General features: G+C 72.1%; 11 protein-coding genes. 7 read left to right on the top strand and 4 right to left on the bottom strand.

Going from position 1 to position 11,957, the window contains the following annotated elements:
- Together VIG79_RS14475 and VIG79_RS14470 are read right to left on the bottom strand one after the other, a co-directional pair.
- Positions 1-446: aldo/keto reductase (locus VIG79_RS14475; RefSeq protein ID WP_331886879.1), on the bottom strand; the 446-nt coding region annotated here is incomplete at its 3' end.
- Complete coding sequence (locus VIG79_RS14470) at positions 443-1,141, bottom strand: TetR family transcriptional regulator (protein WP_331886877.1); 699 nt, start codon at positions 1,139-1,141, stop codon at positions 443-445. The genes VIG79_RS14475 and VIG79_RS14470, both read right to left, overlap by 4 nt.
- Before the next feature lie 95 nt (positions 1,142-1,236).
- On the opposite strand from VIG79_RS14470, the gene VIG79_RS14465 reads away from it, so the two are divergent.
- The 4 genes from VIG79_RS14465 to VIG79_RS14450 all read left to right on the top strand — a co-directional run bounded on the left by VIG79_RS14465 (position 1,237) and on the right by VIG79_RS14450 (position 6,976).
- Complete coding sequence (locus VIG79_RS14465; RefSeq protein WP_331886875.1) at positions 1,237-1,776, top strand: 2Fe-2S iron-sulfur cluster-binding protein; 540 nt, start codon at positions 1,237-1,239, stop codon at positions 1,774-1,776.
- Positions 1,773-2,765 (top strand): xanthine dehydrogenase family protein subunit M, encoded by a 993-nt coding sequence (locus VIG79_RS14460; protein WP_331886873.1) that lies wholly within the window; start codon positions 1,773-1,775, stop codon positions 2,763-2,765. The genes VIG79_RS14465 and VIG79_RS14460 overlap by 4 nt, the downstream gene beginning before the upstream one ends.
- Positions 2,762-5,023, top strand: coding sequence for a xanthine dehydrogenase family protein molybdopterin-binding subunit (locus tag VIG79_RS14455; protein WP_331886871.1), 2,262 nt, complete (start codon positions 2,762-2,764; stop codon positions 5,021-5,023). Before VIG79_RS14460 ends, VIG79_RS14455 begins: the two co-directional genes overlap by 4 nt.
- 174 nt (positions 5,024-5,197) lie before the next feature.
- Positions 5,198-6,976: an acetyl/propionyl/methylcrotonyl-CoA carboxylase subunit alpha gene (locus VIG79_RS14450; RefSeq protein ID WP_331886869.1), complete on the top strand. Its 1,779-nt coding sequence runs from the start codon at positions 5,198-5,200 to the stop codon at positions 6,974-6,976.
- Between the two features lie 118 nt (positions 6,977-7,094).
- Here the strand turns inward: VIG79_RS14450 and VIG79_RS14445 are convergent, their stop codons facing one another.
- Entirely contained in the window at positions 7,095-7,523 is a 429-nt protein-coding gene (locus tag VIG79_RS14445) for an antitoxin (RefSeq protein WP_331886867.1), read from the bottom strand.
- A gap of 111 nt (positions 7,524-7,634) precedes the next feature.
- Between VIG79_RS14445 and VIG79_RS14440 the strand changes: the two genes are divergently transcribed.
- Entirely contained in the window at positions 7,635-7,859 is a 225-nt protein-coding gene (locus VIG79_RS14440) for a hypothetical protein (protein ID WP_331886865.1), read from the top strand.
- On the opposite strand, the gene VIG79_RS14435 is transcribed toward VIG79_RS14440, so the two are convergent.
- The gene (locus VIG79_RS14435) at positions 7,844-9,241 is read right to left on the bottom strand and encodes an NAD(P)H-quinone dehydrogenase (RefSeq protein ID WP_331886863.1); all 1,398 of its coding nucleotides are present in this window, start codon (positions 9,239-9,241) and stop codon (positions 7,844-7,846) included. The genes VIG79_RS14440 and VIG79_RS14435 overlap by 16 nt on opposite strands.
- A gap of 52 nt (positions 9,242-9,293) precedes the next feature.
- On the opposite strand from VIG79_RS14435, the gene VIG79_RS14430 reads away from it, so the two are divergent.
- Positions 9,294-10,121: a purine-nucleoside phosphorylase gene (locus tag VIG79_RS14430; RefSeq protein WP_331886861.1), complete on the top strand. Its 828-nt coding sequence runs from the start codon at positions 9,294-9,296 to the stop codon at positions 10,119-10,121.
- On the top strand, positions 10,121-11,785 hold the full coding sequence (locus tag VIG79_RS14425) for a phospho-sugar mutase (RefSeq protein WP_331886859.1): 1,665 nt from the start codon (positions 10,121-10,123) through the stop codon (positions 11,783-11,785). Before VIG79_RS14430 ends, VIG79_RS14425 begins: the two co-directional genes overlap by 1 nt.
- Positions 11,786-11,957 lie beyond the last annotated feature (172 nt).

The following is an 11,957-nucleotide window of genomic DNA, read 5'->3' as shown; positions in this document are numbered from 1 at the left end:
AGGTGCGGGATCTGGAAGTTGCAGACCCCGATCGTCGTGATCCGGCCGTCGTCGCGCAGGGCCTGCATGGCCTTCCACGCCTCGGGGTAGCGGTCGGTCTTCGGGAGCGGCCAATGGATCAGGTAGAGGTCCAGCACCTCGCGCTGCAGCTTGTCCATCGAGGCGTCGAACGCCTTCATCGCGAGGTCGAACCCGTGCGCGTTGTTGTTGAGCTTGGTCGTGAGCCATACGTTGTCGCCGAGGCCGCTGTCCGTGACGGCCTGGCCGACGCCGCTCTCGTTGCCGTACATCGCGGCGGTGTCGATGTGCTCGTAGCCGACCTCCAGGGCCTTCGCCACAGCGGGCACGACCTCGTCCTCCGGCACCTGCCAGACGCCGAAGCCCAGCTGGGGGATCGGGACCGTGCCGGTAGGGGTGTTCAGGGGGACAGTGGGAACGGTGGTCATGCCTTTACCGTATGCCGCGCCGCGCCGGTCGCGCTCATCGGCGGCTCCGCTCGCAGGCCGACGGCCAGGGCGGCCACGAGGCGTTCCAGAGTGGCTCGCACCGACCCGCTCGGCACGATCTCGGGGTGCGCGGCGTACACCTCCAGCACCACCTCGGACGGTCGCGAGGCCGACCACAGCCCGGCCCCGATCTGCGAGGTCGCGCTGATCAGGAGGGCGGCCTGGTCGGGGTCGAGCCCGACCGGTCGGGCGGCCAGGGCTCGCGCCAGCTCGCCGATGACGAACGTCGAGGAGATCTTGAGGCGCTCGGCCGCCGCGTACGAGACGTTGTGCTCGAGGTGGGTGGTGAGCTGGCTGACCAGCTCGCAGAACAGCTCGTGCTCCATCAGGGTGCCCGCGAGCACCCCCGGTAGCGTCTCCTCGGTGACGTCGGCGAGCCGGGGCAGGAGCGCGTCGCGCAGGACGAGGCTCTCGTCGCGGCACAGCTCGACGAAGATCTCCTCACGGGTCCCGAAGTAGCGGACGACGTTGGACTTGGCCAGGCCGACGGCGTCGGCGAGGTCGCCCAGCGTGATGGTGCGCACGCCGCGGCGCACGGCAAGGTCGCGGGCCGCTTCGAGGATCGCGTCGCGCCGCTGCTGCTTGTGCTCCGGGCGGCGGGCCCGGACGAACGGGGACGCGAGATCGCTCGGCACCGGTCCCCCTCCTTCCCCTTGCTAGCGCAACGACGTTGCGTTAGCGTACCGCTCATCGAAACAGAACGTCGTTGCGTTAAACGGGAGACTGGCAGATGACCGATTCCACCGCCCCACCGGCGCCCCGCTCCGTCCGGCTCGTCGTCAACGGCGTGCCCACCACGCTGGAGCTCGAGCCGCGGGTGAGTCTCCTCGACGCCCTGCGCGAGGACCTCCATCTCACCGGCACGAAGAAGGGCTGCAACCAGGGCGCGTGCGGAGCCTGCACCGTCCTCGTCGACGGCCGCCGGATCGTCTCCTGCCTCGCGCTCGCGGTCCAGTACGACGGCCGCGAGGTGACGACGATCGAGGGCGTCGGCCCGCATCCCCTGCAGGACGCGTTCGTCCACTTCGACGGGCTCCAGTGCGGCTACTGCACGCCGGGGCAGATCTGCTCGGCCATCGGGATGCTCGCCGAGCACGAGCGCGGTGCCCCCAGCGTCGTCACCGACGACGTCGCCGTCTCGCCCACGTTGACCCGCAACGAGATCCGTGAGCGGATGAGCGGGAACCTCTGCCGCTGCGGCGCCTACAACGGCATCGTCGACGCGATCGAGTCGGTCGTCGACCACCAGGCGGCGGGGGTGTCGGCATGAGGCCCTTCGACTACGAACGGGCGACCGACGTGGCCCAGGCCGTGACCCTGGTCGCCGAACGTCCGAACGCGCGGTTCCTGGGCGGCGGCACCAACCTGGTGGACCTCGTCCGCCGCGGCGTGGAGACACCGGACAGCCTGATCGACGTCACTGGGCTGCCGCTGGCCGAGGTCGAGGAGACAGACGACGGCGGCCTGCGCGTCGGCGCCGTCGTGACGAACGCCGACCTGGCCCATCACCCGCTCGTCCGCACTCGGTACCCCATGCTCTCGCAGGCGATCCTGGCCGGAGCCTCGGGACAGCTCCGCTCGATGGCCACGGTCGGCGGCAACCTCCTGCAGCGAACCCGCTGCCCCTACTTCACCGACCTCACGACCGCCTGTAACAAGCGCGAGCCCGGCTCCGGCTGCGCCGCCCGCGAGGGGTTCACCCGGTATGCCGCGGTGCTGGGCGCCAGCGACCACTGCGTGGCCGTCCACCCCAGTGACATGGCCGTCGCGCTGGCTGCCCTGGACGCCCGCGTCGAGCTCACCTCGTCAACCGGGGTCCGCGAGGTAGCCGTGACCGACCTCTACCGGCTGCCCGGGGAGACGCCGCAGATCGAGACCGTCCTGTCTCCCGGCGAGCTGGTCACTGCCGTCGTCCTCCCGCCACCGCCGGCCGGTTCCTCGCGGTACCGCAAGGTCCGCGACCGCGCCTCGTACGCGTTCGCCCTCGTCTCGGTGGCGGCGGTCCTCGGCGTCGAGGACGGCCGGATCACCACCGCGCGTCTCGCCCTCGGTGGTGTGGCTCCGAAGCCGTGGCGGGCCGCCGCCGCGGAGTCGCTGCTCTTCGGTGCCGAACCGACCGACGAGGCGTTCGCCGCGGCGATCGACGCCGAGCTCTCCGACGCGAAACCGTTGCCCGGCAACGAGTTCAAGCTGGACCTCACGCTGCGAACCGTGGTCGCCGTGCTGCGACGGCTGCGCGACGAGGGGGTGACGGCATGACCACCTCGTCCGCCGTCCCGACCACGGCGCCGACCCGCGTACCCGACCGCACTGCTGCTCCGGCCGACACCGGGCCGTGGGTCGGCCGCCCGCTCGACCGGGCCGACGGGACCGCCAAGGCCACCGGGTCCGCGACGTTCTCGGCGGAGTACCAGGTCCCGGACATCGCCCACGCCGTGCTGGTCCACGCCACGATCGCCCGCGGCCGGATCCGCCGGATCGACACCTCGCGGGCGGAGGCGCATCCGGGCGTGGTCGCCGTGCTGACGCACCACAACGCCCCGAAGCTGGCCGCGCCGCGCCGCGCGAGCCTCATGGACCTCAGCACCATGGTGGTCGGGAGCCGGGTCCCCTACCTCAACACCGACGAGATCCACTACGACGGCCAACCGCTCGCGGTCGTCGTCGCGGACCGGCTGGAGGCGGCCCAGTACGCCGCCTCGCTCGTCGTGGTCGAGTACGACGAGCGGCCGGCCCACGTCGACTTCGCCACCGAGCAGGCCCACGCGACTCCGGTCAGCCAGTCGCTGGGGATGCCGACGGTGAGCGGCCGCAAGGGCGATGCGACGGCGGCCCTGGCCACCTCGCCGCACCGCGTCGACCTGCGGTTCACCACCCCGACCCAGAACCACAACGCGATGGAGCCCCACGCGACGACCGCCGTCTGGGACGGCGACTCGCTCACGGTCTGGGACGCCGCCCAGAACATCGACTGGTTCCGCAAGCACCTGGCGCTGCGGTTCGACGTACCGCTGGAGAAGGTGCGCGTGCTGGCGCCGTTCGTCGGTGGCGGGTTCGGCGCCAAGGGGTTCGTGTGGTCCGGCACGTTGCTGACCGTCATGGCCGCCCGGGCGACCGGGCGTCCGGTCCGGATGGCGCTGACCCGCGAGGGCGTCTACCGGACCGTCGGTGGTCGGACGCCGACCACCCAGCGGGTCGCCCTCGGGGCCACCCCTGACGGTCGTCTCACCGCCCTCATCCACGAGGCGGTCATGCGCACCTCGCCCATGGGAGGCAGTCCGGACCAGGTCGTCGGCGCCTCCGGCGACCTCTACGACGCCCCGGCGATCGCGCTCAGCTCGTCGGTGGTCGAGCTCGACCTCGTGCCCAACACCGCCATGCGGGCGCCTGGCGAGTCCGTGGGTTCCTTCGCCATGGAGTCCGCGATGGACCAGCTGGCGCACGACGTCGGCATCGACCCCGTGGACCTTCGGCTCCGCAACGAGCCGGACGTCTCCCCGATGCACGGACGGGCGTACTCGCACCGCCGGATCCGCGAGGTCATGGACCTGGGCGCTCGCGAGTTCGGTTGGCACGAAAGGCAGTCCAGGCATACTGGTTCGGTCTCGGTGGGGTACGGAATGGCCCTGGCCTACCACCCGGCCTGGATCTTCGTCGCGAACCTCACCCTGCGGCTCGACGCCGACGGCACCGCGCGGCTGCGGTGCGGGTTCCACGAGATGGGCATGGGCACGGCCACGGTGCAGGCACAGGTGGTCGCGGACGAGCTCGGCGTGCCCTACGACGCGGTGCGGGTCGAGTACGGCGACACCGAGCTGCCGATCGCGCCCGGGGCCGGCGGCTCCGCCCAGGCGGCCAGCGTCGCGGGCAGCATCGTCGACGCCGCCTCCCAGATCCGGCGGCGGGTCCGCCGCTGGGGTGGCCGCGACGGCGAGCCCCTCGCCGACGCGCTCCGGCGCACCGGGCACGACCACGTCGAGGTGTCGGTCGGCGCCGACTCCGGTATGCGGGCCATGGCCGGGCAGGTGCGGTTCCTCGCCCGGACCCTGCGCGACCAGCGGAGGTGGGTGCGCGCGGCGTCGGGCGCCCACTTCTGCGAGGTGCACGTCGACCGCGACACCGGCGAGGTGCGCGTCGCCCGGTGGGTCGGCGCCTTCGACGTCGGTCGCGTCCTCAACGCCAAGACCCTCGCCAGCCAGCTGCGTGGCGGCATCGTCATGGGCCTGGGGCTCGCGCTGACGGAGGAGACCCTCATCGACCCGCGAACCGGACGCATCATGAGCGCGACCTTGGCCGACTACCACGTCCCCGTCCACGCCGACGTCCCGGACATCGCCATCCACGTGCTCGACGACCCCGACCCGGCCATGCCCAAGGGCGTCATCGGGGCCGGTGAAGTGGGTATCACCGGCGTCGGTGCCGCGGTCGCCAACGCGGTGTTCGACGCGACCGGGGCCCGGGTGACCGACCTCCCGATCACCCTCGACAAGGTCCTGCGCGGCATACCGCGAGCCTGACCGTCCCGGCCCCTCCCCAGTTTGACTGCCAGTCAGGCCTGTTGACTGCCGTTCCACCCCCAACCAAGGGCTCGACTGGCCGTCAAGCGAGTGCTGAGCGGCCGTGACCGACGTCTCCCGTGGCCCCCTCCGGGAGCCGGTCAGGGCCGTCTGCGCACCCGTTAGGCTCCGGCCATGCCGATCTCGAAGGTGCTGATCGCCAACCGCGGGGAGATCGCCGTACGCATCGCCAGGGCCTGTCGGGACGCGGGCATCGGCTCGGTCGCCGTCTACGCCGAACCCGACCGCGACGCCCTGCACGTCACGGTGGCGGACGAGGCCTACGCGCTCGGCGGCTCGACCCCCGGCGACAGCTACCTCGTCGTCGAGAAGCTCCTCGACGTCGCCGCGAAGTCCGGTGCCGACGCCGTTCACCCCGGCTACGGGTTCCTCGCCGAGAACGCCGGTTTCGCCCAGGCGGTCCTCGACGCCGGGCTGACGTGGATCGGCCCCGGGCCGGCCGCGATCGACGCGCTCGGCGACAAGGTCAAGGCGCGCCACATCGCGCTCAAGTCCGGCGCTCCCCTGGTGCCGGGGACGGCCGACCCCGTCGACGGGCCGGACGAGGTGGTGGCGTTCGCCAAGGAGCACGGGCTCCCGGTCGCCATCAAGGCGGCCTACGGCGGTGGCGGCCGCGGGCTCAAGGTGGCCCGGACCATCGAGGAGATCCCCGACCTGTTCGACTCCGCGGTCCGCGAGGCGGTCACCGCGTTCGGTCGCGGCGAGTGCTTCGTCGAGCGGTTCCTCGACAAGCCGCGCCACGTCGAGACTCAGTGCCTCGCCGACCAGCACGGCAACGTCGTCGTCGTCTCCACGCGCGACTGCTCGCTCCAGCGCCGAAACCAGAAGCTCGTCGAGGAGGCGCCGGCGCCGTTCCTCAGCGAGGAGCAGCACGCGGAGCTGCTCCGCGCGTCCAAGGCGATCCTCGCGGAGGCCGGCTACGTCGGCGCCGGCACGTGTGAGTTCCTCGTCGGCCCGGACGGCGACATCTCGTTCCTCGAGGTCAACACCCGGCTCCAGGTCGAGCACCCGGTGAGCGAGGAGGTCACCGGCGTCGACCTGGTGCGGGAGCAGTTCCGCATCGCCGACGGCGAGCCCCTCGGCTACGACGATCCCGAACCGCACGCCCACTCGATCGAGTTCCGGATCAACGGCGAGGACGCCGGCCGCAACTTCCTGCCGGCACCGGGCACCGTGGTCCGGTTCCTCCCGCCGTCCGGCCCCGGCGTCCGGGTCGACTCCGGCGTCGTCGAGGGCGACGTCATCGGCGGCGCGTTCGACTCGATGCTGGCCAAGCTGATCGTGACGGGACGGACCCGCCAGGAGGCGATCGAGCGGTCACGCCGCGCGCTGGACGAGTTCGTCGTCGACGGGATGCCGACCGTGCTGCCGTTCCACCGGGCCGTGGTCCGCGACGAGGCGTTCGCGCCCACGACCGACGAGCCGTTCACGATCCACACGCGCTGGATCGAGACGGAGTTCGACAACACCATCGAGGCGTATGCGGGTGTGCCGGCCGACGGTGCCGAGCCGGCTGAACGCCGGGCGGTCGTCGTCGAGGTGGGCGGTAAACGGATCGAGGTCGTGCTGCCGGCCGAGCTGTCGCTCGGCGGAGGTGGCGGGGGTGCCGGCGGCGCCGCCCGCAAGAAGGCCCCCCGACGGGCCGGTGGCGGCTCCGGCCGGGCGGCAGTGTCCGGTGACGCGCTGACCGCGCCCATGCAGGGCACCATCGTCAAGATTGCCGTGGAGGAGGGGCAGGCGGTCGAGCAGGGTCAGACCGTCGTCGTGCTCGAGGCGATGAAGATGGAACAGCCGATCAACGCCCACAAGGCCGGCGTCGTGTCCGGCCTGACCGCTCAGATCGGGGCGACCGTGACCAGCGGCAGCGTGTTGGCCGAGATCAAGGACGCCTGACACCTGACCGTTCTGGCCGCGCTCGATGGGACGTCGAGACGCACGTTCTGGTGGGAGCCTCGTGCTCTGAGCACTCGAAACGGCGTCGAGATGCGGATCGTGGTGGACGAGTCGACGCTCAGGCCCGCGGCGCCGGATCGGTGCTCGTGGTGTCCGGCGCGGCCTCGGGGACGGTCTCGGGCGGCGTCGTGGGCACCGGGTCCGGGCTGGGGGTCGGCGGTGTCGTCGTCGGCTCGGTGGGCGTCGGGACCGTGGGCGTCGGGACCGTAGGCGTCGGGACCGTGGGTGGTTCCGGGGCCGTTCCGGGGGTGGGCGTCGGTTCGCCCGGCACCGCCTGCGGGTCGCGGGGCTCCGGGACGGTGGTCTCGTCGTCCGGGAGCCCGAGCCGTTCGCGGACGACGTCGTCGCCCTTGTCGATCTGCTCGGTGTACTGACCGCCGGTCCGCTCGTCGAGCACCTGCTCGGCCTTGTCCAGGCCCTGGTCGGCCTGCTCGGGATGCCCGGTGATGAAGTCCTTGACCTTGTCGAAGAAGCTCTCGTTGCTCATCGCGCCTGTCCCTCCTGGTTCGGCCGACGGCCGGACGTCGTCGCGGCCGCCGTTTCGACCCTAGTCCGCGCACCCGCATCCGGCCGCTCGGCCGACGCCTACCATCGGCGTATGCCCCTGCTCAGCTCTGCGGACCAGACGCCGTGGGAGGGGTTCTCGGTCAACAACCTATTGATCCTCATCGTCATCCTGGCCATCCTCTGGCCGCTGATGCGATGGATCCGGCGGCGGGTCTCGGACAGCCGCCGCGAGCGGTGGGCCCACGAGGACGACGCGGAGATCCGCTACACCGAGGAGAACGACCCGGACCTGCGCCGGAATCACCCCGAGGGCTGACCTGCTGCCCGGTGGAGGCGCCGTGCCGCCTCGGCGATCGAGCCCGACATCGACGGGTAGATGGTGAAGGTGCTCGACAGCTGGTCGACACTGAGATGGTTCTGGACGGCGACGGTCAGCGGGTAGACCAGCTCGGAGGCGCGCGGCGCGACGACAACACCGCCGAGCACCGTTCCGCTCCCCTGCTGCGCGAACACCTTGACGAACCCGTGCGTGAACCGGTCCATCTTGGCGCGCGCGTTGGTGGCCAGCGGAAGCAGCACCGAGCGAGCGGCGCCTCGAGAGTCGTCGACCTCGTTCTGGGTGATCCCGACCGTGGCGATCTCCGGCGACGTGAAGACGTTGGCGCTCACCACGTCAAGCCGGAGCGGGGCCACAGCGTCGCCCAACGCGTGCGACATGGCGATCCGCCCCTGCATCGCCGCCACCGAGGCCAGGGGCAGAACGCCGGTGCAGTCCCCCGCCGCATACACGCCTCGGACCGAGGTCCTCGAGACCCCGTCGACCTCGATGTGGCCGGACTCGGTCAGCGCGATCCCGTTCTCCACCAACCCGAGTCCCACGGTCTGCGCGATGGAGCCCACGGCGAGCAGCGCGTGCGAGCCGAGCACCGTCCGACCGTCGGTGAGCGTCACGCATACCCCGTCGGCCGTCCGCTGGACGCCGGCCATCCGGGACCGGCCGAGCACCTCCATGCCGTCGCGCCGGAACACGTCCTCGATGACGGTGGCCGCGTCCGCGTCCTCGCCGGGCAGGACCCGGTCGCGCGACGAGACCAGGGTGACCCGAGCGCCGAGCCCGACGTAGGCGTGGGCCAGCTCGGCCCCCGTGACGCCGGACCCGACGACGACAAGGTGCTCCGGCAGCTCGGTGAGCGAGTAGATCTGCTGCCAGGTGAGGATCCGCTCGCCGTCCGGCTGCGCAGTCGGCATGGTTCTCGGCGTCGAACCGGTGGCGAGCAGCACCACCTCGGCGTCGAGGTCCTCGGCGGTCCCGTCGACACCCATGGCCCGGACCGCGCCGGCCCCCAGCAGGGCCCCGGTGCCGCGGACGATCCGCACGCCGTCACCAGTGAGTCGCGCCGCGATGTCGTTGCTCTGGGCCTCCGCGAGATCGAGGATTCGGCGGTTGGCGGTCGCGAGGTCGACGCTCGCGTCGGCCAGGCCCACCCCGAGGTCTCCGCCGGTGGCGCGGTTCGTGACGAAGCCGGCCGTCGAGATGAGGGCCTTGCTCGGTACGCAGTCGGTGAGCACACAGGCACCGCCGAGGCCGTCGCGGTCGACCACCGTGACCGAGGCCCCGAGCCGTGCCGCGACCAGCGCCGCCTCGTACCCGCCCGGGCCGCCGCCGAGGACGACGACCGACGTGGGCTGCCCCTTCACGCCTCCATCCAACCATCGGAGGGGGGCGCGGCTTCGCCGCTAGGGTGCCTGCGTGAGTGTGGACCTCAACGACCCCGGCATCGACCCCTTCGACGTCGCCAAGGCCGCCGCCACCGTCATCGCCGAGCGCACCGGTGCGGCGACCCACGACGTGGCCCTGGTCCTCGGGTCCGGCTGGGGCCAGACCGCCGACCTCATCGGGCCGACCCTCGCGACCGTCGACAATGCCGACGTACCCGGCTTCCACGCCGCAGCCGTCGCCGGACACAGCGGGAGTATGCGGTCGGTCGCCATCGGTGACACTGGACGGCGCGCACTGGTCTACGGCACGCGTACCCACTTCTACGAGGGCCGGGGCGTTCGCGCCGTGGTGCACGCGGTCCGTACCGCCAAGGCGGCCGGCTGCTCGACCATCGTCCTGACGAACGGCTGCGGCGGGCTCAACCTGGCCTGGGGCCCCGGGACGCCGGTCCTCATCAGCGACCACATCAACCTCACCGCCGCGTCCCCGCTGGAGGGACCGACTTTCGTCGACCTCACCGATCTCTACTCCGCACGGCTACGCGCGATCGCCCACGAGGTCGACCCGACCCTGGACGAGGGCATCTACGTCCAGTTCCGAGGGCCGCACTACGAGACGCCGGCCGAGGTGCAGATGGCCAAGCGGATGGGCGGCGACCTCGTCGGGATGTCGACGACGCTCGAGGCGATCGCCGCCCGGCACGTCGGGCTGGAGGTCCTCGGCATCTCGCTGGTGACCAACCTGGCCGCCGGCATCTCCGACCAGCCGCTGTCGCACCAGGAGGTCATCGAGGCCGGACAGGCCGCCGCCGAACGATGCGGTCGGCTGCTCGCCGACGTCGTGCAGCGAGTGGCGTGATGACGGAGGACGACCTCGGCTCGCGGGTCCGGGCGTGGGTGGACGACGACCCCGACCCGGTCACCGCACGGGAGCTGACCAGCCTCCTCGCCGCCGCGGACGAGGGCGATCTCGAGGCCGCCGTCGACCTCGCGGACCGGTTCGCCGGGACGCTCGAGTTCGGCACGGCGGGTCTGCGAGGCGCGCTCGGTGGCGGACCCAACCGGATGAACCGCGCCGTCGTCCTGCGTGCGGCGGCGGGTCTCGTCGCCTACCTGCAGACCGAGCGGGGCATCCCGGAGCCCATGGTCGTCGTGGGGTTCGACGCGCGGTACAACTCGGACGTCTTCGCGCGCGACACCGCGGCCGTCGTGGTCGGCGCCGGGGGGCGCGCCTCGATCCTGCCGCGACCGCTGCCGACTCCGGTGCTGGCCTTCGCGATCCGGCACCTCGGCGCCGACGCGGGGGTCATGGTCACTGCGAGCCACAACCCGCCTCAGGACAACGGCTACAAGGTCTACCTCGGCGACGGCAGCCAGATCGTGCCGCCGTCCGACGCGCAGATCGCCTCGCACATCGCCGCCGTCGCGTCGGTCCGCGACCTGCCTCTCGCCGAGGATGGGTGGGAGAACCTCGGGAACGAGGTGCAGGACGCCTACGTCGAGCGGGTAGCCGCGCTGCTGCCACCGCACTCCCCCACCAACGTCAGAGTCGTGCACACCTCGTTGCACGGAGTGGGGGATGACACCGTGCGGCGCGTCTTTGCGGCTGCCGGCCTGCCGGAGCCCATAACCGTTGCGACACAAGCGGTTCCGGATCCGGACTTCCCCACGGTGAGCTTCCCGAACCCCGAGGAAGCGGGCGCCATCGACGCCGCGATCTCCGTCGCGCGTGAGGTCCACCCCGACGTCGTCATCGCCAACGACCCCGACGCCGACCGGTGCGCCGCCGCGGTGCTCGATCAGGGTGACTGGCGGATGCTGCGCGGAGACGAGCTCGGTGCTCTGCTGTTCACCGCCTCGCTGCGACGCGGGCTCGCGCCGGACGCCGTGGTGGCGTGCTCGATCGTGTCGTCCCGGGTGCTGTCCGCGCTCGCCGCGTCGGCCGGGCTCCGCCACGAGGAGACGCTCACCGGGTTCAAGTGGATCGCGCGGGTCCCGGGCCTGGGGTACGGCTACGAGGAGGCGATCGGCTACTGCGTGGCGCCCGACATCGTTCGCGACAAGGACGGCGTCAGCGCCGCCCTGCTCCTCGCCTGGTTCACCGCGGCGCTCGCGGTCGAGGGCCACACGCTGCTCGACGTCCTCGACGAGATCGCCGTCGACGTCGGCGTGTATGCGACCGACGCCTTCTCGGTCCGGGTGGCCGACCTCGCTCAGATCCCTCCGGTCATGGAGCGGCTGCGCTCCGCGCCACCGCGCGAGCTGGGGGCGGTGGCGGTCGCCCAGGTCGACGACCTGTCCCGCGGCGACGGGGGGCTCCCGCCCACCGACGGGCTGCGCTGGTTCCTCGCCGACGGGTCCCGCGTCATCGTGCGACCGTCCGGCACCGAGTCCAAGCTCAAGGTCTACCTCGAGGCCGTCGAGCCGGTCGGCACGCCCGACCGGCTGGCCGCCGCCCGCAGGACGGCCGTCGAGCGGCTGGTAGCCATGCGGACGGCGATGGAGGGCATGACCCGGATCTGAGGGCGGCCGCGGCTCAGCGTCAGACGTCAGCGGCCCCCACAGCATCCGCGTAGGAGCGGCAGGCGCCCAGGATGGCCATGACGCGTTCCGCCAGCTCCTCCTGGGTCAGGTCGAGGAGGTCGACCAGCTCCGGAGCCGCTTCCACGTCGCGGATGCCGCCCCGCAGCCGCCG

The sequence above is a fragment of the Lapillicoccus sp. genome, assembly GCF_036559105.1.
In the GTDB taxonomy this organism is placed as follows: domain Bacteria; phylum Actinomycetota; class Actinomycetes; order Actinomycetales; family Dermatophilaceae; genus Lapillicoccus.
Note: the sequence above shows the minus strand (reverse complement) of the source record. Positions and strands in the feature narration are given on the sequence as shown.